Source organism: Vibrio glycogenivorans (assembly GCF_051660965.1).
Taxonomy (GTDB): Bacteria; Pseudomonadota; Gammaproteobacteria; order Enterobacterales; family Vibrionaceae; genus Vibrio.
In genome coordinates this window covers 121,588-146,316 of sequence record NZ_JBPVIS010000007.1, presented here as the reverse complement: position 1 = coordinate 146,316, position 24,729 = coordinate 121,588, and the positions used below count along the sequence as shown (strand labels likewise).

The window sequence follows — 24,729 nt, the reverse complement described above, 5'->3', positions numbered from 1 at the left end:
TCGCTGTCTTAGATAAGCGATTTTGCTTTCTCTCACCATAATGATGCGCCATACTTGATGCAAGTGCACCAAAACAGTGCAGGAGTCATTAGCTCACCCTCTCAAGTACAAGGAAGCAGTAGTGAATAGCGAACTCAGTCAGGCGATTCTTAATAATGTTGTTACCGCGACCATGATGCTCGATGAGCATCTTGTGGTGCGCCATGCCAATCCGGCTGCTGAGCAGTTGTTTGGTCAGAGCGCTAAGCGCCTTTTAGAGCAGCCGCTTTCTAAACTGATCCAGCATGCCTCGCTTGACCTTGCCCTACTCACTCAACCTCTGCAGACCGGGCAAAGCATGACCGATAGCGACGTGACGTTTGTGGTGGACGGTCGACCGCTGATGCTTGAGGTGACCGCGAGCCCGGTTTCATGGCAGCGTGAGTTGATGTTGCTAATTGAGATGCGCAAGATTGACCAGCAGCGCCGACTCACCCAAGAGCTCAATCAACATGCCCAGCAGCAGGCAGCCAAGCTTCTAGTGCGTGGCCTTGCCCATGAGATTAAAAACCCGTTGGGCGGCCTGCGCGGCGCGGCGCAGCTGCTTGAGCGCGCCCTGCCAGAGGAAGATCTCAAAGAATACACCCAGATTATTATCGAGCAGGCAGACCGCCTGCGCGCCTTGGTGGATCGCCTGCTTGGCCCACAAAAGCCCGGTAAAAAACAGCAAGAGAATGTCCATTTGATCCTTGAGAAAGTGCGTCAATTGGTCGAGCTTGAAGTCGGCTCAGAAGTGGTGATTGAGCGTGATTACGACCCAAGCTTGCCAGACATTTTGATGAACGCGGATCAGGTCGAGCAAGCCCTGCTTAATATCGTCAGTAACGCCGGACAGATACTCAAGAAGCAGGAGCATGGCCTGATCACCATTCGCACCAGAACGGTGCATCAAGCCAATATTCACGGTAAACGCCATAAATTGGCCGCACGAATCGAGGTGATTGATAACGGGCCAGGGATAGCATCAGAGCTGCAAGATACCCTGTTTTATCCCATGGTCAGTGGCCGCGAGGGCGGTACGGGACTGGGGCTGTCTATCGCCCAAAACCTGATCGACCAGCACCAGGGCAAGATCGACGTTGAGAGCTGGCCAGGAAGAACCATTTTTACTATTTATTTGCCGATTTAAAGCTATCGGCAGATATAACGTAACCTGCCGATATAACGGCCCGGCAGCAGGCACAAAAGAATTCAATTAAAAATTATCACAATGTCAGTGAGCAAGTTTGAGGACGAGAATTATGAGTAAAGGATATGTGTGGGTTGTCGATGATGACAGCTCTATCCGCTGGGTGATGGAGAAGACCCTCTCCTCCGCCAACATCCGCTGCGAAACCTTCGCCGACGGTGAGAGTGTCCTGCTCGCGCTTGAGCGCGAGACCCCTGATGTACTGGTCTCGGACATCCGTATGCCGGGGATCGATGGTATCGAGCTTCTGCAACAGATCCATTCGCAAAGCCCAGAGCTGCCCGTCATCATTATGACCGCGCACTCGGATCTCGATGCGGCCGTCAACGCCTATCAAAAAGGTGCGTTTGAGTACCTGCCTAAGCCGTTTGATGTCGATGAGACCTTGAACCTGGTTGAGCGTGCCCTCGCCCATCGCCAAGAGCAGCGCCAAGAGTCGATGAAAGACGAGCTTGATACCAGTACGCCAGAGATCATTGGTGAAGCGCCGGCGATGCAAGAGGTCTTTCGCGCGATTGGCCGCCTATCACGCTCATCGATCTCGGTGTTGATTAACGGTGAATCGGGTACCGGTAAAGAGCTGGTTGCTCATGCCCTACATCGCCATAGCCCACGCGCACAAAAACCCTTTATCGCCCTCAACATGGCGGCAATCCCGAAAGATTTGATTGAGTCAGAGCTGTTTGGTCATGAGAAAGGCGCATTTACCGGCGCCAATAGCGTGCGCCAAGGTCGCTTTGAGCAGGCCAACGGCGGTACTTTATTCTTGGATGAGATTGGTGACATGCCGCTCGATATCCAGACGCGATTGCTTCGCGTCCTTGCCGATGGCCAGTTCTACCGCGTGGGTGGCCACTCGGCAATCAAGGTTGATGTGCGCATTGTCGCCGCGACCCACCAGAACCTTGAGAAGCTGGTGCACAAGGGTGACTTCCGTGAAGACTTGTTCCACCGCCTCAATGTCATCCGCGTGCAGATCCCGGCTCTGCGTGAGCGCAAACAAGACATCGAGCAACTGACGCTGCACTTCCTCAAGCGCGCCGCCGATGAGCTTGGTGTGGACAGCAAGACCCTTCACCCCTCAACGATTGAAGTGCTCAACCGCCTCGATTGGCCAGGTAACGTTCGCCAGCTAGAGAACGTGTGTCGTTGGCTGACCGTCATGGCCAGCGGCAGCGAAATCCTGCCCAATGACCTACCCAGCGAGCTGATCGAGGAGAAACCCACCCTCAGCGCCCCAGGTTCAGGCTCATGGCAAACCCAATTAGCCAGCTGGGCAAAAAGCTCCATCGCCCAAGGCGACTCCGACATCCTCTCGGTTGCCCTGCCCGAGTTTGAGCGCATTCTCTTAGAAGCTGCCCTAGAACACACCAACGGCCACAAGCAAGAAGCGGCAAAAGTGCTCGGTTGGGGACGGAATACGTTGACGCGCAAACTTAAAGAACTCTATTAAAATCAGAGGCGAGAGGCGAGAGGCGAGAGGCGAGAGGCGAGAGGCGAGAGGCGAGAGGCGAGAGGCGAGAAAGTTTTCCAACACCGCCCCCCCCTGTCAAGTGTTTCACCCTCTCGAGCGAAGCGTTCTCGCAGTGAAACGATCTCGACTCTCGCCTCTGATCCCGTTGCGCAAACGTTTACCTCTACACGCACAGCGAATAACACTATCCCGTAAACCATGAATCTGTTATATCCCTCTATCTTCAAGGTAAATAGGGCCTAAACGCGCTATACCTTAGATAAGTTCGACTTTATTTAGCTGCAGGGATACTTCCAATGATCAATAAACGCCTTCCTCTTACCGATCTCCATCGTCATCTTGATGGGAATATTCGTACTCAGACCATTTTAGAGCTGGGTCAACAGTTTGGTATCGACTTGCCGGGGCATGATGTAGCGAGCCTGACCCCGCATGTGCAGATTGTTGAGGCGGAGCCGTCTTTGGTGGCTTTTTTGAGCAAGCTTGATTGGGGTGTGGCCGTGCTGGGCGACCTAGATGCGTGTCGCCGCGTGGCGTATGAGAATGTTCAAGATGCACTGAATGCGCAGATTGACTATGCCGAGCTGCGCTTTTCGCCTTACTACATGGCGATGAAGCACCAACTGCCAATCGCAGGCGTGGTAGAAGCGGTGGTTGATGGGGTTCAAGCTGGGGTGCGTGATTTTGGCGTGCAAGCCAACCTGATTGGTATCATGAGCCGCACCTTTGGCACCGAGGCCTGTCAGCAAGAGCTTGATGGCCTGCTCACTCAACGCGACCACTTGGTGGCTATTGACCTTGCTGGTGATGAACTTGGTCAGCCCGGAGAGCAGTTTGTTTCTCACTTTAAGCAAGTGCGCGATGCCGGTCTTGCCGTCACCGTTCATGCCGGTGAAGCCGCTGGCCCTGAGAGCATGTGGCAAGCCATCGAGCAACTTGGTGCGACTCGCATCGGCCATGGCGTCAAAGCGATTCAAGACCCTAAACTGATGGACTACCTCGCCAAGCACCGCATCGGCATCGAGTCGTGCCTAACTTCGAACATTCAAACCAGCACGGTCGAGTCCCTCGCCACCCACCCACTCAAGACCTTTCTTGAGCACGGCGTGATGGCGTGTATCAACACCGACGACCCAGCCGTCGAAGGCATCGAGCTGCCCCACGAATATCAAGTGGCTGCACCAAAGGCCGGATTATCCGCCGCACAAATCGAGCAGGCGCAGATTAATGGGTTGGAACTGGCGTATTTGTCTCACGATGAGAAGCGCTCACTGCGTGAGAGAATCGAGAAGCGAGAAGCGAGAGGCGAGGAAAGATAAAAGCCTTCTCACTGCGTGAGAAAAGCGAGCGAGAAGCGAGAAGCGAGAAGCGAGAAGCGAGAAGCGAGAAGCGAGAAGCGAGAAGCGAGAAGCGAGAAGCGAGAAGCGAGAAGCGAGAAGCGAGAAGCGAGAAGCGAGAAGCGAGAAATTTTCTAACCTTCGTCACTGCTGTCAAGTGTTACACCACCTCGAGCGCAGCGTACTCGCAGGGCAAAGCCCGATCTCGCCTCTCGACTCTGGAAATCAATAGATTTCCATAGGTTGATTATAAGCCGCAGCAGTCCGCGCCTCCTCCAACGCCGACCCTGGTTCATTACCGTGGCCGAACAGGGCGTTGAGCATTTGTTCGCTCTCGGCGGTGAGGACTAGGATCTCAATCCGGCGGTTGACTGGACTGGTTGGGTTGTCAGCGTCGAGCAACATTGTGTCGGACATCGCGGTGATTTTGGAGACTCGCTCGGTTGGCATGCCGCCATACTCGAGTACCTCACGGGCGCGTTGTGCGCGCTCACCGGATAGAACCCAGTTGTTGCCAGATGAGCGGCGATCAAATGCGGTTGAGTCGGCGTGACCGGAGATCATCAGTGAGTTTTCAACCGTGGTAAATACCGGCGCTAAGGCGAGCAACAGATCCTCAAAGAAGTGGGTAAACTGAGCGCCGCCGCGGCGGAACATCGGTTTCTCATCACCATCGTTAATAAGGACCCGCAATCCCTGTGGCACAATGTCGACGTGGACGTGTTCGCTAACATGCAGGTTGGCGCTGTATTGATCGATAAACTCGCCCAATATCGTCATCTGAGCCTGGTTGTCATAACGTCCCGGGATCAACGCTAAGCTTTCTGTGCCTATACCACCGAAGTTGTCGCCATCGCCATCTTTGACTTGAATGGTTAGGCTGTTACCGAGGTTTTCTGGGTTGCTTGGCACAGCGCTAAGCTGATCGGGCAGCGCGCTGCCACCAAAGTCGATCGCCAGTGGGCTGTTGTTGTTAAAGCTTTCATCAACCGCAACTAGGTCTGGGTTGCCGGCAAGCTTGCCGACAATCCGCTGCTTCTCATCCTCAGTGGTGACCTGGAGTACCCACATCACCATAAAGAACGCCATCATTGCGAGGGTAAAGTCGGCAAAGGCAACTTTCCACGCTCCACCATGCGAGCTCTCGGCCCCTTTGCGGCGGGGTCGCCGCACAATGATATCTTGGGAAGGACTACGCATTATTGGAACACTCGCTGAGTTACCCAACTCTCCATCTCAGAGAAGGTCGGTTTGACATCCAGCAAGATCAACTTACGACCTGCATCCACAGACACCAGCGAAGATTTACCCGTCGCGTACGCGACTAAGATGGCGCGCACACACTCATAGGCTGAAATCTCACGCTTGATCTTCTTCGCCATCGCGGCACTAATTGGATCGAACACGCAGTAACAGAAGAAGATACCCAAGAAGGTACCCACCAATGCCGCTGCGACACTAATACCGATCTGCGCCATATCGGCATCGATATTGGTCATGGTGATCACAATCCCCATTACCGCAGCAAGAATACCAAAGCCCGGCATGGCTTCCGCTAGGCGGTGCATACTGCGCGATGGGCTAAGCATGTCATCTTCAATCGCCAGAATTTCTTGCTCAAGCATGCCTTCTAGTTCGTGACCTGAGATCTTACCCATGGCTAGCAAACGGAAGTTATCACAGATAAACACCACCAAACCCGGGTGCTCCATGATCTCAGGGTAAGCCAGGAACAGGCTGCTCTGATCCGGCTCTTCGATATGCTCATCCAGCGCTCGCATACCGCCCACACGCACTTGCTCTAATAGGTGGTGCATCAAAGACAGGAGCTCTTGATACAGGCGACGCTCATCTCTTTTCACCCCGATTGAGGTGCCTTGACGCCACATCTCGATGATCACATGACGTGGGTTACCCAAGATAACCGCGCCAATACCTGCGCCCAAAATGATTGCTAGCTCTGCTGGTTGCCACATGGTATTGAGGTAGCCGCCGGCAGCGACGTAGCCACCGAACACGCCAAATACAATGACCAGTATCCCAATAATTTGTTGCATGATTTTTCCTCTATAATTGTTGCTTGATCATCGTTTGCAGATTGTTCAGTGCTGCTTTATGTAACTGACAGACGCGAGCCTCGGTCAGACCCACCACCATGGCGATCTCTTTCAGGCTCAGCTCTTTTAGGTAATACAAACTTAAAATGATTTGTTCTCGTTCTGGCAATTTGCCCAGTGCATAGCGGATCAGATCCTGGTCTATTAACTGACGCGTGCCATCCTCGATGCTCTCAGGGTGATACCCTTCCCCATTCTGCTCAATCAAGCTGTCTAGGCTTTGCAGCTCCTCCGCTTGGCTGACTGACAGCAGGTGATGGTACTCTTTGCTGGTTAAATCGAGCTCGGCTAAGATCTCTTGCTCGCTCGGCTCACGAGATAGCTTCTTGGTTAGGACTTTGATCTTGTTCATCAGATCATGGGCTTGCTGACGCAGTTGGCGTGGTCGCCAATCACGTCGACGCAGCTCATCCAAGATCGCCCCGCGAATGCGCCTGGAGGCAAACAGCCCAAAATTTTCATCGGGCTCGCCATAGCGGCGCAGCGCTTCTAACAGCCCCATCAAGCCCAACTGCTCCATATCATCGGCACCCACTGCCGCACTGCAGTGCGGCCTGAGTTGATTGACGATGCGCTTGACCAGCGGCAGATAATCCCTTAGCACCTCGCTTTCGCTGCGGGCTGCGGGCTTGGGCTGAATATCGATATATTCCTCGGGTAAACTACACTGAGCATCCAGCATGATTCGCTCCTACTTACTGCAGAACCAACTTAGTAAACAGCACATCGGTGATGCCATGCTGATAGCCATTTTGTGCCAGCGTGCTGGTCAGGCGAGCCTTAACCTTGCGCTGCAACTCTTCAATATCATCCATCTCACGCATCTCTTCGTAAGAGGTCTGGCTGAACATCTTCAGCAGTACGTTGTTGACGATTGGTCGATAGTCGTGCAGCTCCTCATGCGCACGTGAGCTCATGGTTTTAATGTCCAGCTCAAGCAGCAGATAGTGCATACGCTCATCACCATTGAGCGAGATAACAAACTTATCGAGTGGCATAAAATGCGCACGACGCTCATCATTTTTCGAGCCAAATATGCCCTGACCGCTGTTGATGCGGTTATCCATCATCGAGTAGGTCCCCACGGCGGTAACCGCCACCAAAGCGGCGGCAACAAGACCGGCCAGAAGCACTTTGGCCGTCGGGTGATTAAAGTTGATCATGGTGTCATCCTTAGATAATTCGTGTAATTCGATGGTCCTCAGGACCGGAAGTGAGCAAGGTGGAGTCTTCCCAGTTCGACTCTGCGATCACATGCTCGCTAGCAAATAGAGTCTCATCCTGCTCTTGGGGTTGATCACTGACATCAACATCGACGCTGGCTCCAGCCAGCTGCTTGGTTTCTAGGTCTGTACGCAGGCGCTCCGCCTGAGAGGAGATCGCCTCTCTTAGCGTCGGGTCGCTGGCAAACAGCTGCACATGAACCTTGTGGTTTTCGACCTTAACCGAGAGCTCCAGGGTCCCTAGGTGCGGCGGGTCGAGACGAATGCGCGCCTGTGAGATGTCTTGATTCATCTGCATCTGCACTCGGTCTTTAAGTACCGAGAGCATCTGCTGCCCCCATGCTTGCTTGTTCTCATCGACCTTAATCGGTGCCCACTCCGCTTGCGTGCTCTGCACCTCACCACTGGTTTGGGCGGTGCTCGCAAAGTTGCCCGTTTGCGCCATCAGCATCGAGAGCGAGGTCTGATTATTGGCCGGCTGCAAAAGCTCTGGGTTATTAAACTCAGGTCGAACTGGCACCATGGCGTTGGCCATCATCCGCTCAACCGCTTGCGAGAAATTCAGCATATGATGCTCGCCCTGGGTGCTGGACATGGTTTGCTTATGACCGGCTTGGCCCAGCATCACATCGACGCTTTGCAGGCCATCCGCGCGGCGCATCATCTGCACCAATTGCTGCTGTACCTCACCATCAAACTGGCTGGCAATAGAGATAACGCGAAATTGCCCCTCTGGGGTCAACTGCGTCCAAAACGGTTCGTCTTGGTTAAATTGCCAATCCTCTTGCTCAGCTAAGTGTTTGAGCTGATCGTAAAGGTCAAACCAATACTCACCCTCTTGGGTGCTCGGCAGCTCAGTGATACCGAGTAGCTCGGCAAAACTCATCTCAGAGTGCCCAGCTGAACTCACCTGACCACTGACACCAGATGGCAACGCCGAACTAATACCTGCGGCACTGACCGTGCTCATAGCCCACTCCTCTCAACTTGATCGTAGCCCTGTAGGCCTTCGCGTTGATTGTGTAAGCGCGCCAGGGTTTCCCCGATGCGCTGCTTCTCTTCATCGCAGCGTTCAATCGCCTGACTGTGCTGGGTGCGCAGTTGAGCAATATCGCGCTGCAGCCTTTCGGCCATCTGCGGGTGCAGCTTGAGGTGCTCGAGTACCTGACGGATCTTGAGATCTAAGCTACGCAGCTTCTGCCACTCTTTTTTCTCGCAGCAGTGACCGATGTGCAGCGCTAACTTGCGCAGGTCAGTGCTAGTTATTTCCATGTGTCGCTCCAAAGTTTTGCCATCCTTCCTGGATGTTGGTCATCACGGTGCGCACCTCTGACAGCTTAGTCGGGTCGTTTTGCGTGCTGGCCTCGAAGAGACGTAGGCTGCAGAAGTCGTATAGGCGATTCATCTGTGCCGCCATTTCACCGCCGCGCTCCATGTCTAGCGCACTGTTGAGGCCACCGATAATATCCAGACAACGGGCGATCGACTCCCCCTTCTCTCTAACGCGCTTGGCATCCATGTGCGCTTCCGCGCGAGTTAGGGTATCGAGGAAGCCCTCAATCATCATAAGGACTAGTTGATAAGGACTGGCTGCTGCCGCCTGTGCCTCTACGTCTACTTGCTGATAGGCCTCAAAGCCTGTCTCTTCACTAAACATAATGGTTCCTTTAATACATAAACATTGAGCCAGTGGACTGCATCTGTGACATCACCTGTGCCATCGCGGTGTACTCACGTAGGTAACGGTCGTAGGCTTTTTCCATGCGATAGTCGAGACGCTCTTTTTTGTCATCAACGCGATCGATATTGCCCTGAAGCGTGTCTTGGCGGGTCTTGAGCATATTGTCATTGCTGTTGCTGCCGGTGTAAGGCTCGATTACGCGCTCTAAGTTGTTGAGTAGGCCTGTCTCACCGAAAAAAATCGCATCGATCTTTTCAGGCTCTTCCGTCAACGCTTTTTCTAAGCGGTCACTGTCGATTTTTAATGTGCCGTCACGATTGGCCTCGATACCGATGCTGTATAGCGTGCCTTCGTCGTACATACCGCGCATCACGCTGTTAAGATTGTTCTTGATGCTGCGTGCGGTGGAGTCACTGGCTAGAACGCCTGCTTCGGTGACCTTAAATGAATCATCATCGTCATCGTCGTCGTCACCGTCATCATTCTCGATTTGAAATTCAGTCTGGGTGTGCTTGAGCAGCACTTTCATTAGGTCGTTATAGGCATCAACAAACTCTTCAACCGCTTCTTTTGAGGCTTCTTGGTCGGTACCCACCACCAAGGTGATTGGCTCTTCGGCCGGCTGGTGCGCCTTAGTTACCTCGAAAGACACACCGTAAATCACGTCATCAAAGGTATTGTTGCTGTTTGAGACGACCAAGCCGCCCTCACCACCAATGTGAACGATGGCATCAAGCGCTTCGCTAAGTTGGGTGTGGTTATGTGCCACGCCAGTCACGTTAACCTCAAAACCGTTTTCAACCCCGGTTTCATCCGAGCTCAGTAGCAGATTCAGCTCTCCCTCAGAGCGCACCACACTGGCGTTGATCCCGGCATCGAGCTCGTTGATGTGATCAGCTAAGTCGTGGATATCTTCAAAGTCGGCGAAATTCAGCTCAACCGTTTCACCGGATGAAAGCGTCAGCGACATTGAGCCCTGCTCAGGTAACTCATCACCGCCAAACCCAATCGCATCTTGCTGAGCTTTGGCTAGCTGTTGAACGAACACATCGTAAGAGCCTTCGCGCGCATAACGGCCCGCCGTTGCATTGATATAGCCATCTTCACTGGTGGTGACCGAGTTCTTTACAAAGCTGTTGTCTGGGGTATTAATGCCATCCAAAGCGCTCTTAAAGCTCGAGAAGGCTGAATCGATCTCCTTCCAGGCATTAAGCTGGTTTTCGTACATCTTCTGTTGATTAGCGTATTGAATATCAAATGGCTGACGCTGAATCATTACCATCTGCATTGCCATCTGTGCTGCATCAATCATGTCACTATTCCTATTCTGTATGCCGTTTCAGGCTGAGTCATATCATCAGGTCTGTGCTGTCGGCCAATACCCTGTTAGAGCAAGATGCGTTCCAACCTATAACCTGAGAAAATATTAATTTTTACGCCCACTTTTCCCGCAAATTTGCGCTTTTTCGCCGACTTTAGCCACCTAGGGACTTTTTAGCGGAAGGGAAACTTCCGCTGCGCGGAAAAGCGGCTATCCGCCTTATTCCGCATACAAGTGAGGGAATAAATTCGCTAGTGGGTCGCAGTTTTTATTAGGCGTTAATGACTATCAACGACCATTCACTAAGCGGAATTAATCACGTTCAAATGGCTTAATTTGATCTCGATTCCAATACGCGCGAAAGCGCAGGGGGCGGGGTTCGAGGACGTTTCACTACGAGGAGCGAGGAACAAGCCACGCGCTGAATGCACTCGCCTCTCGCAACGCAGTGATCTCGCTTCTCGCCTCTGAATTTCAGGCATAAAAAAACCGCAGCCCGAGGGATGCGGTTTTCTGCCTGAAATTCAATCCTAATGGATTAGATTAGGCTCATTACCATGCCAGACATGCCGTTTGCTTGAGAAAGCATAGACATAGACATTTGCGTTAGCATCTGATTCTTCATCATGTTTGAAGACTCAACAGCGTAGTCAGTATCCATGATACGACCTTTCGCCATTTCAGTGTTCTCACGCATGTTGCCAAGGTTAACAACAGTGTGGTCTAGACGGTTGATTGTTGCACCTAGCTCACCACGGATAGCGCCAAGGCCATCGCTTACTACGTCATCGCCAGTACCTTCCCACGTACCGCCGTTAAGGAATACATCAACCATGTCCATTGCATCGTGAGCACCACTTTGGTTGTCTTCGTCACCAGCAGTAGCTAGGTTTGCTGTTTTCAGTTCAGCAATCATGTCACGAACGCCTGCGATGCCGCCTTCGCCATCTTCACCACCAGAGATGTCGATAGTTAGAGTTTCAGAAGTAGTAGCACCGATTTGGAAAGTCATTGGACCGTCGAATAGACCGCCAGTGTTGAACAGGTTAGTACCTGAACCAAACTGAGTGTTTTCTACGATGCTGTCTAGCTCATCTACTAGTTGATCCCACTCAGCTTGCATTGCTGCGTGCTCGTCAGCAGAGTTAGTGCCGTTTGCCGCTTGTGTTGCTAGGTCTTTCATGCGGTGAGCGATGTTAGTCATCTCATCGAATGCGCCTTCCGCTGTTTGTAGCATAGAGATCGCGTCTTGAGAGTTACGCGCTGCAGTTGATAGACCGTTAACCTGAGACTGTAGACGAGTCGCGATTTGTAGGCCAGCTGCGTCATCTGATGCAGAGTTGATACGGAAGCCAGTTGAGATGCGTTGCATCGCTTGGTCCATTGCACCAGAAGTTTTGTTTAGGTTGTTTTGCGTCAGTAGTGACGTGTAGTTAGTGTGGATCGAAAGCATGAGTAAAATCCTCTATTGTATGTACTGTACCGCTTACACAACTTGAAAACGTCACTTGATTCTCAGCGCTTAAATAAAAAATTAGCGATATTTTTTCGACGACAAGAAAAAAATTTAATTAAACCTAAAACGCTGATTTTTATTGGCTCGAGATCACTAATTGACCACCACAATAATCCGCTGTAAATCCTCAGACTTAGCTTTGCCAAGCAAAAAACACCACACCAATAACGACTAACAATGCCGCTAAACGCTTAAACCAAACTTGTTGATAGAAAGGAATGCTAGCTGACGAACTTGGCTGGCCGGCCCCTGCTGGAAGCCAAAGCAGTTGGAGCGGATCCACCATATCAGTGCCATTGGCCACCACACGCCAGGTACCATTAAGCGAAGGGAGCAATTTAAGCAGTGGCTCATGTGCCAAGTTGGCGCCGAGCAAAGTCGCCTCACCTGGGGTTATCTGCCAGCGCAGCTGGTGCACCTGACCGTCAAGCTCAAACTTGGCCATCAATACGCCGCGCTCACTTGGAAACTGCAGTGAGGGGCTCGATTGTGGCGGAGTTTGATAGGCGGATTCACGTGGGTTTGTGGTGACTGAATGAGGCGCATAAAGCATACGCACCACCTGCCACTGGGCAAGTGGCATCATCAGCCCGGGCAATTGCTGCTGCCCAGGACGTGCCTGGACATGACTGGCCTGCTGCGCAGGTTGGGAGAGCTGACGCTCACTTTTGAGTTGCTGTGGCTCGACACGAACCAGTTTTTCGATACCGGGAGGAAGTTGGGATTGCATCTGGGTCTCGCTAATGGGCAATAGTTGACTATTGCCCGCAGGGAGGGTCGGCCCCTCCACCAGACGCTAGGCGAACAGTCAGTGGATGACAGTTCGCAGCCAAGCCTTATTTAGATAACAGGGCCACCACAGTATGGCGATGGACGTTGGCTTGGATACGGATATTTTGATACACCTGAGTAAAGCTCAGCTCAGCCGGCAGTATCGCCTCTAGGTCACGCTGAGCCGTATCCAAAGAGAGCTCGGCCAGCTGCGCATTGCGGCTGCTGATATCCGACATCTTATTACTGATCACGCGGCGATAGTCGCGCAGCTCTTGGATGCTGGCTTTAACCTGCTGAAGCAACTGCTTAGTTTCGGCCTGACTCTCTGCCAGTGACGGCTTATCCGCTTTGAGCTTGGTTGGCTCAAAACGCAACTGAGTCGTATCGAGCTTGGCGCGATTGGCGCGTCCAGCCGGAAAGCGCTCACCTTGACCGGTGACTTTCAGGCTCTGCTGCAAACGCTGCCAGTCGCCCTCATTGGCACTGAACACCAGTTGGCGCTGCTTATCCAGCCCGACACCAATGCCGTGCTCGTTGAAGGCTTGGCGAAACTGCTGGGCCATTTTTTCTGGCGTGGCATTGGCCGGCAACTTAACCGGAACAGCACTGGCGCCACCTTTACCAAGGTTAAACACCAGCATCTCATCGCGCGGCACGGCGCGCTGAGTTTCCAGGCCTTTGACCTTAAACGTTGTCTGCCCCTCACCATGATAAATCGGCTTAAGCTGGCGACTCAGGACGGGCTGATCTTGATACTGTGCCGATTGAAACTCACGCTCCATATTGGCGGTGAGCTGCTCGACGTGCGACTGAACTTGATGCGACGAATGTGAGCTGCGCGTGGCGCTACTCAGGCGTTTGTTGAGCTCAGTTAGGCTTTTGCCCAATTCCATCAGGGTTTGCTCGGCAACCTGCGCTGAGGCCAGCTGATGCTGAGCGCGCTGCAGCAGGCTTTGTGAGCGAGTATGCTCTGGCGTGAGCGTGCGTGACAGACGAATGGGATCACGCTGGCGACTCTCAGCAACCGCACCGCTCTGTTCTGCTCGCTTAGCAATGACTTGGGGCTGATTGTGATTGCCGGAAGCGGCGGCTCTAAGATCGCTGATTTGGGAAACCATAGTGATATAAACCTAACTGTATGCAAAAGGTAGAAACAAAGGCGGCTAGTGTAGTCATAACTGCGCCGCCTTGGCTATTACATCATAGTGAACAACGACATGTTAGCCGTTTTCATATAAGTCGCTTGGGTTGCTTGCAGCGCCAGCAAGTAGTTGTTGAACTCGATCATCGCATCGGCGTAATCCAGGTCCTCAAGCTGACCAATCAATTGATTATTGAACAGCTCAATCTCACCGTGACCGTCGGACATGGTCATCAGGGTATTCTGGCGTACACCAAGGTCAGTAATCGAAGCGGTTACCGAGTTGAGCGCTTCATCGAGCACCTTCACACTGGCATCGATAATATCGCTGCTACCCGCGGTAAAGTCTGGGTCGCGCAGCTCTTCCACTAGGGCATCAAGTTGACTAAATAGATTCGTATCGCCAGAGAAGAACATATCACCCGCATTGACGTTCACTTTGACGGTCACGCCATCACCAATCACGACTTCACGCACACCACTGTCACCGTTGTATACCCAGTTACCGTCGGCGTCTTTATCCAGAGGTTTGGTATTAACCTCGTTACCGGCGAAGATGTATTTACCGTTCTCGTCCTTGGCGTTAATCAGCGAAACAAGCGTGTCTTGCAGTTGCTCTAGCTCGCTGGCGATCGCCTCACGCTCATCGGCACTGTTGGTATCGTTACCTGCCCACAGCATCAAATCACGCATCTGTAGCATGACATCGACACCGTTTGATAGGTGGGTCTCTTGGTTTTTCAGTAGGATATCCGCCGAGTCAATATTGCTTTGATATTGACCCAGTGAGGCTTGCTGACTTTGCAAACTCATCACACGAGTCGCTGCCATTGGGTCATCCGATGGCAGCAGCAAGCGCTTGCCTGTCGCCATCTGTTGCATCAGTTTGTTCAGGCCAAGCGAGTTATTGTTCAAGCTCGACGACATCATCTGGCTGTATTGATTGGTACTTACGCGCATGGGAAATCCTTAGTAGAACAGCTGCATCACAGCGGAAAAGGTTTGATTCGCGGTGCTGATCACCTGCAAGTTTGCTTGATAGGCCTGCTGGTACTTCATCAAGTTAACCGCTTCTTCGTCCATATTGACGCCACTGGTGCCCGACTTCTCTACCGTTGCTTGAACATAGATGTTGCCTGCTGCTTGAGCATCTGACTTGGCTTGACGTGATTTGACCGCCACATCACCGACCAATGAAGAGTACGCGCCGCCTAAGGTTTGGGTGCCTAGGTGACCAATCTCAAACTCTTGGTCTTGGATCTCAATCAATTTCAGCAAGTTACCGTTATCGCCAGGGGTGCCGTCAGAGGATAAGGCCAAGTCTTCAGGCTTGAAGTCTGGGTCGATAGATAACGTCGAGGCTGGGTTATCAGGATCATAGATAAACAAAGGCTTACCCGCATTACCTTCGAGATCGAAGCCTTCCGATAGTTGGTTGTTAAATGCAGTGGCAAACTCAAGTGCGATATCATTGATCACATCTATCGCAGGCTTGAGCACTTCATGCTCATAGTCATCCAGTGCGCCCAGCTTGCCACCAATGTCTGAGCCAACTGGGAAGTCCTGGCCATTAAAGCCCAAGGTCAACATCTTGCTCTGTGGATTGTCTGGGTCGGTGATCAGGCCAAACTGAGCGGTTTGGTTGCCACTGATTAGAGGCTGTCCGTTTGGCAACGCTAGATCGAGCGTGCCATCACCTGCGTCGGTCACGCGCACATCGACAATCTCAGACAGCTCGGTGATCAACACATCGCGCTCATCTTGCAGCGTTGAGGTATTCACGCCGCTTGCCTCACCCTTACGGATCTCTTCATTGAGCTTGCTGATGTTGTTCAGTAGGCTGTTCGCCTGCGCCACTGACGACTCACGCTGCTGGTTAAGGTCAGCATACTGGCCATCGAGTGAGCCGCTCAGTTGATTAAAGCGACTCGCGAGCGCATCCGCCTCACTGATGATTTGCATGCGATGAGCAGAGCCATAGGGTGAAACACTTGAGCCGTTCAGTGCAGAGAAGAAACTGTTAAAGCCCTGATCGATATCCATCGAGTCGGCTGACAATAGGTTCTCTAATCGCTCTAGCTGCTGCGCTGACGTCGATGCCGCGCCCAGCATTGAGCTGGCGCGAAACAGTTGGTTAGTCTGATACTGGTCGGTGATACGGCGGATGCTGTTGACGCTCACGCCATTACCCGCATCGCCCATGCTGTTGGGGCCGACCGCGCCAAACATCACCTGTTGGCGGCTGTAGCCTGGGGTATTGATATTGGCCACGTTCTGCGCCGTGACATTCATCCCAATCTGACTGGCGGTGACGCCAGAAAGACCAATGTTCATCAAACTCATAATTCAGTCTCCTTGTCGTTCACCAGCAGTAGTGGCTGCTGAAATGCGCGTGAACTGTGTGCAGGGGCAACCGTCGGTTGCTGTTGAGAATATAAAGCGACCGAATCGTTGGTTTCCTTAAATGGATCTGGCGTCAAATTCGCCACTTGCTCGCTGTCTTCACGCGAGAGCTGTGCAACAATAGACTCTGCAAGGCCAATACTGCCTTTGGCCATCTCCATCGATAGCTGGCCGTCAAAAAACTCTTGATAGGTTTTTAGCTCGCGACTGTTAAACAGTGGGTTATTTTCGTTGTCATTCAGTGCCTCATTGGCCTGGCGCATCTGTTTGAGCACCATCTGCAGAAACATCGACTCGAACTGTTCGGCCACGCCTTCTAGCGCTTGCTGCTCATCGGCAAGCTTAAGCTGGTTAAGGTTGCGACTGTCGAAAGCATTAACGCCACTCATTGCAGAGTTACTGCTGATGGCTGAAGAGCGCCCTGGCATGGCTTGAATGGTCATCGGGTTAATTGGCATCACGGTAATACTCATCCTTAGCTCCTAGATCACCACCAGCTCGGCATTGAGAGCCCCAGCGGTGTTGAGCGCTTGAAGAATGGCCATCACATCATCTGGTGACGCGCCTAAGCTGTTAACTGCATTAACGATAGTTTCCAGCTCCACCCCTTCAGGCCAGATAAACATCGGGTTACGCTCTTGGGCAATATCGATATCGGTTTCCGGGACCACCACGGTGTTTCCGCCAGCAAAGGCATTCGGCTGGCTGACGTTAAACGACTCACCAATAGTCACGGTTAGGTTGCCATGGCTGACCGCGGCTCGGCCAATTTGCACGCCTTGCCCCACCACCACGGTGCCGGTGCGAGTATTGAAGACCACGCGGGCACGCTGGCGACCGATATCAACGGTCATCTCTTCCAGCATCGACATAAATACTACGCGTTGTTCTAGGTCCTCTGGCGCTTGCAACTCGATACGTGCATGGCTCACCGCCATTGCGGTATCTGGGCCAAACGTCTCATCAATGGTACGTGAGATATTACGCGCGGTAGTAAAGTTGGGTTGCAGCAGGTTTAGCGTCACCAATGGCTTAGAGACAAAATCAGATGGGATCTCACGCTCGATAATCGCGCCTGAAGGGATGCGGCCACTGGTTGGTACGTTAACCGTGATGCTTGAGCCGGTGCGCCCTTCAGCCTTGATGCCGCCCACCACAAGGTTGCCTTGCGCCACAGCATAAACTTGACCATCAATCGCGCGCAGTGGCGTCATCAATAGTGAGCCGCCGCGCAAGCTCTTGGCATCACCAATCGATGATACGGTGACATCGATGGTTTGGCCTTTGCCGCCCATAGGAGGAATAGAGGCATGAACACTCACCGCCGCGACGTTACGCAGCTTCGGGTCAATATTGTCGTCCAATTGCAGACCAAACTGGCGCAACATGTTGGTCACCGACTGGCTGGTGAATTTCACTTGGTTACGGTCACCCGTGCCATCCAGACCCACCACCAGGCCATAACCCACCAACTGGTTATCACGCAGACCTTGAATATCCACAAGGTCAATCAAGTGACGCTCACTGGCAGAAAAAGAAGGATTGCCTGCCGCCTCGGTCGGCATCGCGAAGGCAATCGAGACCATCAGCAGGCCTACCAGCACAAAAAGTTTGTCCGTCATAGTGACCTCTTAGAATGGGAACAGTGGGTTAACAAACAGCTTGGTCAGCCAACCAGCTTCGTTGGCATCCGCCAACACACCGCTTTGTGAGTAGGTGATCCGCGCATCACCAACGCGCTGAGAGGAGATCTCATTGCCGTTGTTGATGTCATCAACCCGCACTAGACCGTTGAGGCGAATAAACTCATCGCCCTGGTTTAGGCGCAGCCACTTCTCACCCTTGATGCGCAGCACGCCATTGGGCAACACCTCATGCACCATCACAGTGATTGAACCACTAAGGGAGTTACGCTGAGAGCTGGCCGAACCGCCATTGAAATCACGGTCACCACTCAGGCTACCTGAGGCACCACCAGAGCTGCTTCCGTTATCGTAGCTACCCGACATGCCAACCGATGAACTCTTACCAAAATTGGTATTGGCCTGTTTGCTCGAGCGCGTGTCCTCATCAAGCGACACGGTCAGGATATCGCCAACGCGATACGCGCGGCGATCTTGGAACAGGGTCCAAATGTAGTCATCGCGATACACCGAGCCTGCCACTGCATCTGGAAGTGAATAATCCAGAGCTGGCGGCGCGTAGACATCGTCATCGGGTGACGGGCGATCCTCAATTAATGGAGGGGTGCTTGAGGCGCAACCCATCAGGGTTGCGACGCTACATAGCAAGGCTAGCCATCTCAGCATACGTACTGCCCTTCCTACTGCTTATAGAACTTGGTTAACGTACTGCAGCATCTCATCCGAAGACGACAATGCTTTCGCGTTCATCTCGTAGCCGCGCTGAGTGGTGATCATATCCACCATCTCTTCAACCACCTGAACATTCGAGCCCTCAAGGACACCCTGCTTCAGCTGACCAAATGCGCCCTCACCAGCAATACCATCAATCGCATCACCGCTCGATGCGGTTTGGCGGTACATGTTGCCACCAAGCGCCTCAAGACCGGCTGGATTGATGAAGTTCGCTAGGGTGATCTGACCGATATCCTGAGGGAAATCACTGTTAGCCACTTTCGCCGATACCGTGCCATCGCTACCGATGGTGATGGTTTCCGCATCGTCAGGGACTTGGATACCTTGCGCTAGAGGCAGACCCTGTGCGTTAACCAGCATGCCCTCTGAGTTGAGGTGGAATTGACCGTTACGGGTGTAAGCGAGATCGCCGTCAGCCGTTTCCAGCTCGAAGAAGCCCTGACCGTCGATCGCCACATCCAGACTCTGGTTGGTGGTTTGGTACATGCCCTCAGTGAAGACTTTTTGTGTCCCCACCACGCGCACACCTGAGCCAAGCTGAATACCGCTTGGCAGCTCGTTCACTTCGTCGACCATTGCGCCCGGCTGGCGCTGAATTTGATAGAACAAGTCTTCAAACGCGACGCGGTCGCGCTTATAACCAACGGTGTTCACGTTGGCGAGGTTGTTCGAAATTGTCGCCATCTTGGCGTCTTGTGCCGCGAGGCCGGTTTTACTGATCCATAGTGCTGCGTTCATGATTAATTCCTCTACCCGCGGATAATTCGGTTGCCTGCTTCCGCTGTTTTTTCAGCGGTTTGCATCATTTTTAATTGCATTTCAAAGTTACGGCTCAGCTGCATTGAGGCGACCATCTCCTCAACCGCGACCACGTTGCTCTGCTCAAGAAAACCAGAGACCATGGTCACTTCGCCTTCTGCGGCATTGGCAAACGGCTCTTCGCTGCCAAATAGGCCGGTCTCAAGCTTTTGCAGTTCACCTGTGTCTGGGTTAACCAGTTTGACCTGACCAACCTCAATCGCGATGGCTTCGCCCTCAGGGACAATGTTAATCGTACCGTTGGTGCCAAACTCAATTGAGCTATACAGAGGTACATTTAGCACCTCACCGCCCTCACCAAGCAGTGGCAGGTTGTTGACCGACAGATCGCCTTCGGCGTTACGCTCAACATTACCCGCGCGGGTATAAACCTCGTCACCCGCTGGTGTTTGCACGGCAAAGAAGCCATTGCCGCGAATCGCCAAATCAAGGTCACGGGCGGTTTGCTGTAGCTCAGCAGCATCGAAGCGCGTGCCGCTGGTTTGTGGCTGCACTAGCGCACGGGTGTCGTACGCCGCGCCTTTTACCGCGTAAGAGTGCGCGCGCTCCATATCAGCGCGAAAGCCGTGGGTATTGATATTGGCCAGGTTGTTGCTAGCCACTTGCTGCGCGGTGAAGGTGCGCGCAGCGCCGCTTGCGGCGGTGTAAATCATCTTATCCATGACGAATCACTTATAGGTTGAACAGCACTTGAGTAAGCTGCTGCTGAGTAGACAGTGATTGAGCGTTAGCTTGGTAGTTGCGCTGCGCCGTCATTAGGCCAACCAGCTCCCCCGTCAAATCAACGTTCGACTCTTCTAGGTAACCGGCTTTGAGTGAGCCCAGCGTGCCAGTACCCGGCGCACCAACCAGTGGCTGACCAGAGGCTTGGGTTGCACTCCAAGCGGTGTTGCCTACCTGCATCAGGCCACCGCTGTTAGGGAAGTCTGCCAATACGACTTGGCCTTGGATCATCTGCTCGCCGTTGCTGTAATTGGCAAATAGAAAGCCATCGTCATCGATAGTGATGCCAGTAAGCTCACCTGCAGTGTGACCGTCTGAACGGTTAGTCGATACCGCAAAGTCACTACCAAATTGGGTAGTCCCTGTCATTGAGATATCAAACTGCATCGCTGACGCACCGTTATCTGGGTTGTAGTTAATAGTCACGCCGCCCGTTGGTGCGGTCAGGTTACCTTCAGTATCGAAGGTCATGGTAGTGGTCTCGTCTAGCTCCTCACCGTTCATGGTGTAGTGCACTTCCCACTCGTTTTCATCTGTCTTAACAAAGTACTGAGTCATGGTGTGCTCATTGCCAAGCGAATCGTAAACCGTCGTGGTGTAAGACGAGTTGTAGCTGTCACTGTCTTCTGGATCGAATGGGAAGTCATCGGTATCAATCACGGATGCGCCAGCATCTAGGTTCGCGGCAAAATCAACACTGCCTGTCGCTTGTGCTGGTACTGAGCCTGTTTTGACTTGCAGATCAGTCACTGAGCCCGTCATGATGTTACCATTGCTATCAACGTTGTAGCCCTGCAGGCGGTTGCCTGAGTTGTCGACGATAAAGTTATCTTTGTCCTGATGGAACATGCCAGAGCGGGTGTAGGTGGTGCTGCCGTCAGGGCCTTCCATAACGAAGAAGCCACCACCGTGGATCGCAAGGTCAGTCGAGCGACCTGTCATCACCATGTTGGCGCCATTAAAGCTTTGCGACACTGCTGACATCTCAACACCGCCGCCCATGCCGCCGTTCATTACCGCAGCAAACTCGGCACGTGAAGACTTGAAGCCAACGGTTGAGACGTTAGCAATGTTGTTACTGATGGTATTTAGTTCTTGTGAAGTGGAGTTCAAGCCACTCATTGCAATATTAAAGCTCATTTGAATTGGTCCTAAATTGGGTTAATTAGCATTACAACTAGCTGCTGGGTTGAACTACCGGCGAGCAAAACGATTCATAAATGGCGAGACACTTGGCGTGTCATCGCTTGGGTCCATGTCACCGTACTGGGTCACCTGGAAGAACGGCACGTAGCCAAGGCCAGAGATCAAGAACTCTGGTGAGCCACCGCCTGGTGGAATACGCATCTTATCGATCACACCCTCAATCATGATGGCTGGGGTGTAGTCGTCATCACTGGTCACTGCCGAGATCTCATAGTGGCCGTCAGCCAGTCCCATGGCTTTCGGGTCAAGGACAAACGCCACCTCACCCTCTTTATGATTGCCAAGTTCAATCGTCTCGACCACTTGACCCGCCTCATCGCGGATCTCGATTTTCAGGTCGTCAACGGCGCTGGTAAGGTCAATCACGCCATTGTGTTTCGAGCCATCAAATTCAATCTCGTCCGTCTCAACGCGTACCTCTTGACCGACCATACCTGCGGTGGTCAGCACCTGGATGTTATCCAAGAGCACCATCTGGTTGGTCACGGTTGAGTTCATGTACTGCATGGTCTCAACCTGAGTCATTTGCGCCAACTGCGTCATGAACTGCGTGGTATCAAGTGGGTCTAGTGGGGTTTGGTTCTGGATCTGGGCGATCATCAGGGTCAGGAAGGTATTATCCTGGCCGCCGTTACCCGCGATCTGACCATCGTTGCTACCCGAGTTGGTATTTGAGCTGTCTGACATTGCTGCAAGCATAGCGATTCCTTACTGACCGAGTTTCAGCAGCCCTTGCTGCATACTGCGCGTGCGACTGAGAACATCGACACTGGTTTCAAAACTGCGTGAGGCAGACATCATGTCCGCCATCTCATGCACCACGTCCACGTGTGGGTAGTAGACATAGCCATCGGCATCCGCGATTGGATTGCCTGGCTCGTAGCGCTTGTCGGCATCCGCATCGGTGCTGACCACATCCAAGACTTGAACGCGCGCGCCCTTATAGGCGTCGTCCTGGCTCATTAGTGAGGTTTGATGCTGCTGATACACAGTGGCAAACACCGGCTTTTTCGCGCGATAGGTCTCGGCTGCACTGCTTGAGGCGGTATTGGCGTTAGCAAGGTTACTGGCAATGGTGTTGAGACGCGTGGTCTGCGCCGTCATCGCTGACCCTGCAATCTGATAAATATCTCCAAATGACATACGATTACTGTCCTGTTATGGCTGTCGACAGCCCTTTAAATTTCATGTTGAGAAAGGTCAAACTGGTTTCAAAGTCCGCCGCATTCTGAGCAAAGGCCGCCTGCTCTACTCCGAGCTCAACGGTGTTGCCGTCAATCGCATTGTTGTATGGGTTGCGATACTGCAGTGGTGTCGCCGCCGCATCGATGCGCTGTCCAGAGCGACTGCGATGCTCGACCTCACTCAGCGCCGTTTGAAAATCAAAATCCCGCGCCTTGTATCCCGGGGTATCGACATTGGCCAAATTGCCCGCGATGATTGTCGAGCGCTCTGCGCGCAGATTTAATGCATGCGGGTGAATGCCAAGTGCACTATCAAAACTGATTGTCATTGAGTATCCTTGCCAACAATTACTGAGTTAGGCACTAGACTTAACAAGATGCGTGCCATTTTTTAAATCATTGTTTTTATTGAATTAAATAACTTTAGACTCAGTAAAGGGAAGCGTTACTTCCGCCCAATGGGAAGTACAATCGGAAGAGGAAACAGGCACCGAATAAGGTGTTTGGACAGGAACTAGCAACATGAATTTCAAACTTGTGCTCATGGCTGTTGGGCTAATGTTGAGCCAGAACTTGCCCTTGGCACTGGCCCAAACCAAGGTCGATACCACCGAAAACGCTGCGATTGCCCGAGCGATCAACAGCGATATCCAACAGGCACTGACCGAGGCCGACCAAACCTATGGCTGGCGCTTAAGTGAGCCAAAAATTGAGATAAGCCTGCCTCCAGGGAGTCATCGCCTTGCCTGCGGCGCGCCCTTAGTACTCGAGCGCCGAGACAAGCGCCTCCATCCCGCAGGTCGGCTGCGCTATCGCGTCACCTGCCCCGAGCCAGGCAGTTGGTCAATTCAAGCGCAGGCTCAAGCCGATGCCCTAGTCAATGTCACCTATGCCCAGCGTACTATTGCTAAAGACGCCTTGGTGCAACGAGATGACCTTGAGCTACGCCGCGAGCCGCTCGCCAGCCACAATCGCGATTTTGTCGCTCGTCCTGAGCAGATGGTGGGACTGCGCGCGCAGCGTCAGATCCGCCAAGGTCAGGTGATCACTCGAGCGCGGATCAGTGAGCCGTTCGTGATTGCCCGTGGTGAGCAGGTAGTGATTCATGCTGGCAGCGATCGCTTCTCCGCCAGTATGGCGGGCACCGCGCTTGAGAATGGCTATCTAGACCAACAAATTCGGGTTCGAAACAGCAGTTCTGGGCGTGTGATCCAGGCCGTGGTGATGGAAAGCGGAAAAGTTCGCAGTCTTTTTTAGCTTTTGCTAAAGAAAACCTCCGCCTCGGTCGTTTGTTTTCAGTGAGCCTATTCAACCAGAGACAGAGCAGATGATTAATATTAGTTCTAATAGCAACCCGGCGCTGATCACGACCCGCAGCGCTAGCCAGGATGCACCACAAGCAAAAGAGGCCGATAGCGTGGCATCGAGTCAAGTAACTAAGCTGGCAACGGTCAGCAAACAAGCGCGAGAGCTTGAGTCTCTGCAGCAAGAATTGCGTAGCCTGCCTGAGGTGGATCTGGAGCGCGTGAATCAAGTGCGTGCTGAGCTACAGCAAGGGCAATTCTCGGTTGATTTGGATGAGTTGGCCGCAGCAATCTTCACTACCCACCAAGGTGAGTAAATGAGTAAGACGGCCATCATTAAAGCCTTTATCCAGGGCGTGCAAGCCGATGTGCAAGACTACCAAACCCTGCTCAAGGTGATGCGCAGCCAGCATGAATGGATGACAAAGCGTGAGTCGCAGCGCCTAGAAGCCGCCGCGGGCAAGCAGCAAAAGTTCCTTGCCAAGCTCACCGGCCGCGCCGAGGAGCGCAGCAAGATGCTAGAGCAAATCGGTGTCTCTGCCGATGCAACGGGCGTGAAGCGACTGATCGCCGCCCTGCCGAGCCATGTTGCCGAGCCACTGCAAGCCAGCTGGAACAAGCTGCACCACCTCGTCAATGAGTGCCAAGTACAAAACGAGCGCAACGGCAAACTGCTCACCATGCAACAAAGCATCCTCACGGAACTGACGCAGCCTGCTTCGGTCCAAACCTACGCGCCTGAATAATTTCTGTTCATAGAATAGCTCTCGGCGCACAGGCGCGAGGACGTTTCACTACGGGTTACACTTCGTTCCGAGGTGCGAGTAGCGAGGAATTCATCACACGTGATAAACCCCTCGCTCCCCGTAGGGCGAAGCCCGTACTCGCACCTCGCACCCT

At 52.9% G+C, this 24,729-nt stretch carries 28 protein-coding genes; 6 read left to right on the top strand and 22 right to left on the bottom strand.

Going from position 1 to position 24,729, the window contains the following annotated elements; genetic code table 11:
* Positions 1 to 121: 121 nt before the first annotated feature.
* The 3 genes from glnL (at position 122) to add (ending at position 4,021) form a co-directional block, all read left to right on the top strand.
* Positions 122 to 1,168: a nitrogen regulation protein NR(II) gene (gene glnL / locus ACSTTG_RS15135; RefSeq protein WP_438459769.1), complete on the top strand. Its 1,047-nt coding sequence runs from the start codon at positions 122 to 124 to the stop codon at positions 1,166 to 1,168.
* Between the two features lie 112 nt (positions 1,169 to 1,280).
* Entirely contained in the window at positions 1,281 to 2,681 is a 1,401-nt protein-coding gene (gene glnG / locus ACSTTG_RS15130; protein WP_438459768.1) for a nitrogen regulation protein NR(I), read from the top strand.
* Between the two features lie 317 nt (positions 2,682 to 2,998).
* Positions 2,999 to 4,021, top strand: a complete 1,023-nt coding sequence (gene add, locus ACSTTG_RS15125) for an adenosine deaminase (protein ID WP_438475405.1) — start codon at positions 2,999 to 3,001, stop codon at positions 4,019 to 4,021.
* 243 nt (positions 4,022 to 4,264) lie between these two features.
* On the opposite strand, the gene ACSTTG_RS15120 is transcribed toward add, so the two are convergent.
* The 22 genes from ACSTTG_RS15120 to flgB all read right to left on the bottom strand — a co-directional run bounded on the left by ACSTTG_RS15120 (position 4,265) and on the right by flgB (position 22,854).
* A complete protein-coding gene (locus ACSTTG_RS15120; protein WP_438475404.1) occupies positions 4,265 to 5,239 on the bottom strand; it encodes a flagellar motor protein MotB in 975 nt (324 codons plus the stop codon).
* Positions 5,239 to 6,096, bottom strand: a complete 858-nt coding sequence (motA, locus tag ACSTTG_RS15115; protein ID WP_438459765.1) for a flagellar motor stator protein MotA — start codon at positions 6,094 to 6,096, stop codon at positions 5,239 to 5,241. The genes ACSTTG_RS15120 and motA overlap by 1 nt, the downstream gene beginning before the upstream one ends.
* Before the next feature lie 10 nt (positions 6,097 to 6,106).
* Positions 6,107 to 6,838 carry an RNA polymerase sigma factor FliA gene (gene fliA, locus ACSTTG_RS15110; RefSeq protein ID WP_438459764.1) on the bottom strand — a complete coding sequence of 244 codons (732 nt, stop codon included), beginning with the start codon at positions 6,836 to 6,838 and terminating at the stop codon, positions 6,107 to 6,109.
* A 13-nt stretch (positions 6,839 to 6,851) separates the two neighbouring features.
* Positions 6,852 to 7,319: a flagellar basal body-associated FliL family protein gene (locus ACSTTG_RS15105; protein ID WP_438475403.1), complete on the bottom strand. Its 468-nt coding sequence runs from the start codon at positions 7,317 to 7,319 to the stop codon at positions 6,852 to 6,854.
* Between the two features lie 10 nt (positions 7,320 to 7,329).
* Positions 7,330 to 8,349 carry a flagellar hook-length control protein FliK gene (locus ACSTTG_RS15100; RefSeq protein WP_438475402.1) on the bottom strand — a complete coding sequence of 340 codons (1,020 nt, stop codon included), beginning with the start codon at positions 8,347 to 8,349 and terminating at the stop codon, positions 7,330 to 7,332.
* Positions 8,346 to 8,651: a hypothetical protein gene (locus ACSTTG_RS15095; RefSeq protein WP_438475401.1), complete on the bottom strand. Its 306-nt coding sequence runs from the start codon at positions 8,649 to 8,651 to the stop codon at positions 8,346 to 8,348. The genes ACSTTG_RS15100 and ACSTTG_RS15095 overlap by 4 nt, the downstream gene beginning before the upstream one ends.
* On the bottom strand, positions 8,638 to 9,036 hold the full coding sequence (fliS, locus tag ACSTTG_RS15090; protein ID WP_438475400.1) for a flagellar export chaperone FliS: 399 nt from the start codon (positions 9,034 to 9,036) through the stop codon (positions 8,638 to 8,640). The genes ACSTTG_RS15095 and fliS overlap by 14 nt, the downstream gene beginning before the upstream one ends.
* Positions 9,037 to 9,046: 10 nt before the next feature.
* On the bottom strand, positions 9,047 to 10,372 hold the full coding sequence (gene fliD, locus ACSTTG_RS15085; RefSeq protein WP_438475399.1) for a flagellar filament capping protein FliD: 1,326 nt from the start codon (positions 10,370 to 10,372) through the stop codon (positions 9,047 to 9,049).
* Between the two features lie 547 nt (positions 10,373 to 10,919).
* Positions 10,920 to 11,834: a flagellin N-terminal helical domain-containing protein gene (locus tag ACSTTG_RS15080; RefSeq protein ID WP_438475398.1), complete on the bottom strand. Its 915-nt coding sequence runs from the start codon at positions 11,832 to 11,834 to the stop codon at positions 10,920 to 10,922.
* A gap of 196 nt (positions 11,835 to 12,030) precedes the next feature.
* Complete coding sequence (locus ACSTTG_RS15075) at positions 12,031 to 12,627, bottom strand: hypothetical protein (RefSeq protein ID WP_438475397.1); 597 nt, start codon at positions 12,625 to 12,627, stop codon at positions 12,031 to 12,033.
* Positions 12,628 to 12,733: 106 nt separating this feature from the next.
* Positions 12,734 to 13,789: a hypothetical protein gene (locus ACSTTG_RS15070; protein ID WP_438475396.1), complete on the bottom strand. Its 1,056-nt coding sequence runs from the start codon at positions 13,787 to 13,789 to the stop codon at positions 12,734 to 12,736.
* 77 nt (positions 13,790 to 13,866) lie between these two features.
* Entirely contained in the window at positions 13,867 to 14,772 is a 906-nt protein-coding gene (gene flgL / locus ACSTTG_RS15065; RefSeq protein ID WP_438459755.1) for a flagellar hook-associated protein FlgL, read from the bottom strand.
* A 9-nt stretch (positions 14,773 to 14,781) separates the two neighbouring features.
* Complete coding sequence (gene flgK / locus ACSTTG_RS15060; RefSeq protein ID WP_438475395.1) at positions 14,782 to 16,155, bottom strand: flagellar hook-associated protein FlgK; 1,374 nt, start codon at positions 16,153 to 16,155, stop codon at positions 14,782 to 14,784.
* Positions 16,152 to 16,688, bottom strand: a complete 537-nt coding sequence (locus ACSTTG_RS15055; protein ID WP_438475394.1) for a rod-binding protein — start codon at positions 16,686 to 16,688, stop codon at positions 16,152 to 16,154. The genes flgK and ACSTTG_RS15055 overlap by 4 nt, the downstream gene beginning before the upstream one ends.
* 9 nt (positions 16,689 to 16,697) lie before the next feature.
* Positions 16,698 to 17,780 carry a flagellar basal body P-ring protein FlgI gene (locus tag ACSTTG_RS15050; protein ID WP_438459919.1) on the bottom strand — a complete coding sequence of 361 codons (1,083 nt, stop codon included), beginning with the start codon at positions 17,778 to 17,780 and terminating at the stop codon, positions 16,698 to 16,700.
* A 66-nt stretch (positions 17,781 to 17,846) separates the two neighbouring features.
* Positions 17,847 to 18,524 carry a flagellar basal body L-ring protein FlgH gene (gene flgH / locus ACSTTG_RS15045; protein ID WP_438459752.1) on the bottom strand — a complete coding sequence of 226 codons (678 nt, stop codon included), beginning with the start codon at positions 18,522 to 18,524 and terminating at the stop codon, positions 17,847 to 17,849.
* Between the two features lie 21 nt (positions 18,525 to 18,545).
* Complete coding sequence (flgG, locus tag ACSTTG_RS15040; protein WP_438459751.1) at positions 18,546 to 19,331, bottom strand: flagellar basal-body rod protein FlgG; 786 nt, start codon at positions 19,329 to 19,331, stop codon at positions 18,546 to 18,548.
* 11 nt (positions 19,332 to 19,342) lie between these two features.
* Positions 19,343 to 20,074, bottom strand: coding sequence for a flagellar basal body rod protein FlgF (locus ACSTTG_RS15035; RefSeq protein ID WP_438475393.1), 732 nt, complete (start codon positions 20,072 to 20,074; stop codon positions 19,343 to 19,345).
* Positions 20,075 to 20,084: 10 nt separating this feature from the next.
* A complete protein-coding gene (flgE, locus tag ACSTTG_RS15030; protein ID WP_438459749.1) occupies positions 20,085 to 21,275 on the bottom strand; it encodes a flagellar hook protein FlgE in 1,191 nt (396 codons plus the stop codon).
* A gap of 54 nt (positions 21,276 to 21,329) precedes the next feature.
* Positions 21,330 to 22,040 carry a flagellar hook capping FlgD N-terminal domain-containing protein gene (locus ACSTTG_RS15025; protein WP_438459748.1) on the bottom strand — a complete coding sequence of 237 codons (711 nt, stop codon included), beginning with the start codon at positions 22,038 to 22,040 and terminating at the stop codon, positions 21,330 to 21,332.
* Between the two features lie 9 nt (positions 22,041 to 22,049).
* The gene (flgC, locus tag ACSTTG_RS15020; protein ID WP_438475392.1) at positions 22,050 to 22,484 is read right to left on the bottom strand and encodes a flagellar basal body rod protein FlgC; all 435 of its coding nucleotides are present in this window, start codon (positions 22,482 to 22,484) and stop codon (positions 22,050 to 22,052) included.
* 4 nt (positions 22,485 to 22,488) lie between these two features.
* A complete protein-coding gene (gene flgB, locus ACSTTG_RS15015) occupies positions 22,489 to 22,854 on the bottom strand; it encodes a flagellar basal body rod protein FlgB (RefSeq protein ID WP_438459746.1) in 366 nt (121 codons plus the stop codon).
* Positions 22,855 to 23,047: 193 nt separating this feature from the next.
* On the opposite strand from flgB, the gene flgA reads away from it, so the two are divergent.
* The 3 genes from flgA (at position 23,048) to ACSTTG_RS15000 (ending at position 24,575) form a co-directional block, all read left to right on the top strand.
* Positions 23,048 to 23,782 carry a flagellar basal body P-ring formation chaperone FlgA gene (flgA, locus tag ACSTTG_RS15010; protein ID WP_438475391.1) on the top strand — a complete coding sequence of 245 codons (735 nt, stop codon included), beginning with the start codon at positions 23,048 to 23,050 and terminating at the stop codon, positions 23,780 to 23,782.
* Between the two features lie 70 nt (positions 23,783 to 23,852).
* Positions 23,853 to 24,146 carry a flagellar biosynthesis anti-sigma factor FlgM gene (gene flgM / locus ACSTTG_RS15005; RefSeq protein ID WP_438459744.1) on the top strand — a complete coding sequence of 98 codons (294 nt, stop codon included), beginning with the start codon at positions 23,853 to 23,855 and terminating at the stop codon, positions 24,144 to 24,146.
* Positions 24,147 to 24,575 carry a flagellar protein FlgN gene (locus tag ACSTTG_RS15000; protein WP_438459743.1) on the top strand — a complete coding sequence of 143 codons (429 nt, stop codon included), beginning with the start codon at positions 24,147 to 24,149 and terminating at the stop codon, positions 24,573 to 24,575.
* The last annotated feature ends 154 nt before the right edge of the window (positions 24,576 to 24,729 follow it).

What these genes read in the sequence shown, in the direction of transcription:
- glnG (WP_438459768.1), top strand. Translation starts at nt 1,281, where the DNA reads ATGAGTAAAGGATATGTGTGGGTTGTCGATGATGACAGCTCTATCCGC.
- add (WP_438475405.1), top strand. Translation starts at nt 2,999, where the DNA reads ATGATCAATAAACGCCTTCCTCTTACCGATCTCCATCGTCATCTTGAT.
- ACSTTG_RS15120 (WP_438475404.1), bottom strand. Translation starts at nt 5,239, where the DNA reads ATGCGTAGTCCTTCCCAAGATATCATTGTGCGGCGACCCCGCCGCAAA.
- motA (WP_438459765.1), bottom strand. Translation starts at nt 6,096, where the DNA reads ATGCAACAAATTATTGGGATACTGGTCATTGTATTTGGCGTGTTCGGT.
- fliA (WP_438459764.1), bottom strand. Translation starts at nt 6,838, where the DNA reads ATGCTGGATGCTCAGTGTAGTTTACCCGAGGAATATATCGATATTCAG.
- ACSTTG_RS15105 (WP_438475403.1), bottom strand. Translation starts at nt 7,319, where the DNA reads ATGATCAACTTTAATCACCCGACGGCCAAAGTGCTTCTGGCCGGTCTT.
- ACSTTG_RS15100 (WP_438475402.1), bottom strand. Translation starts at nt 8,349, where the DNA reads ATGAGCACGGTCAGTGCCGCAGGTATTAGTTCGGCGTTGCCATCTGGT.
- ACSTTG_RS15095 (WP_438475401.1), bottom strand. Translation starts at nt 8,651, where the DNA reads ATGGAAATAACTAGCACTGACCTGCGCAAGTTAGCGCTGCACATCGGT.
- fliS (WP_438475400.1), bottom strand. Translation starts at nt 9,036, where the DNA reads ATGTTTAGTGAAGAGACAGGCTTTGAGGCCTATCAGCAAGTAGACGTA.
- fliD (WP_438475399.1), bottom strand. Translation starts at nt 10,372, where the DNA reads ATGATTGATGCAGCACAGATGGCAATGCAGATGGTAATGATTCAGCGT.
- ACSTTG_RS15080 (WP_438475398.1), bottom strand. Translation starts at nt 11,834, where the DNA reads ATGCTTTCGATCCACACTAACTACACGTCACTACTGACGCAAAACAAC.
- ACSTTG_RS15075 (WP_438475397.1), bottom strand. Translation starts at nt 12,627, where the DNA reads ATGCAATCCCAACTTCCTCCCGGTATCGAAAAACTGGTTCGTGTCGAG.
- ACSTTG_RS15070 (WP_438475396.1), bottom strand. Translation starts at nt 13,789, where the DNA reads ATGGTTTCCCAAATCAGCGATCTTAGAGCCGCCGCTTCCGGCAATCAC.
- flgL (WP_438459755.1), bottom strand. Translation starts at nt 14,772, where the DNA reads ATGCGCGTAAGTACCAATCAATACAGCCAGATGATGTCGTCGAGCTTG.
- flgK (WP_438475395.1), bottom strand. Translation starts at nt 16,155, where the DNA reads ATGAGTTTGATGAACATTGGTCTTTCTGGCGTCACCGCCAGTCAGATT.
- ACSTTG_RS15055 (WP_438475394.1), bottom strand. Translation starts at nt 16,688, where the DNA reads ATGAGTATTACCGTGATGCCAATTAACCCGATGACCATTCAAGCCATG.
- ACSTTG_RS15050 (WP_438459919.1), bottom strand. Translation starts at nt 17,780, where the DNA reads ATGCCGACCGAGGCGGCAGGCAATCCTTCTTTTTCTGCCAGTGAGCGT.
- flgH (WP_438459752.1), bottom strand. Translation starts at nt 18,524, where the DNA reads ATGCTGAGATGGCTAGCCTTGCTATGTAGCGTCGCAACCCTGATGGGT.
- flgG (WP_438459751.1), bottom strand. Translation starts at nt 19,331, where the DNA reads ATGAACGCAGCACTATGGATCAGTAAAACCGGCCTCGCGGCACAAGAC.
- ACSTTG_RS15035 (WP_438475393.1), bottom strand. Translation starts at nt 20,074, where the DNA reads ATGGATAAGATGATTTACACCGCCGCAAGCGGCGCTGCGCGCACCTTC.
- flgE (WP_438459749.1), bottom strand. Translation starts at nt 21,275, where the DNA reads ATGAGCTTTAATATTGCAATGAGTGGCTTGAACTCCACTTCACAAGAA.
- ACSTTG_RS15025 (WP_438459748.1), bottom strand. Translation starts at nt 22,040, where the DNA reads ATGCTTGCAGCAATGTCAGACAGCTCAAATACCAACTCGGGTAGCAAC.
- flgC (WP_438475392.1), bottom strand. Translation starts at nt 22,484, where the DNA reads ATGTCATTTGGAGATATTTATCAGATTGCAGGGTCAGCGATGACGGCG.
- flgB (WP_438459746.1), bottom strand. Translation starts at nt 22,854, where the DNA reads ATGACAATCAGTTTTGATAGTGCACTTGGCATTCACCCGCATGCATTA.
- flgA (WP_438475391.1), top strand. Translation starts at nt 23,048, where the DNA reads ATGAATTTCAAACTTGTGCTCATGGCTGTTGGGCTAATGTTGAGCCAG.
- flgM (WP_438459744.1), top strand. Translation starts at nt 23,853, where the DNA reads ATGATTAATATTAGTTCTAATAGCAACCCGGCGCTGATCACGACCCGC.
- ACSTTG_RS15000 (WP_438459743.1), top strand. Translation starts at nt 24,147, where the DNA reads ATGAGTAAGACGGCCATCATTAAAGCCTTTATCCAGGGCGTGCAAGCC.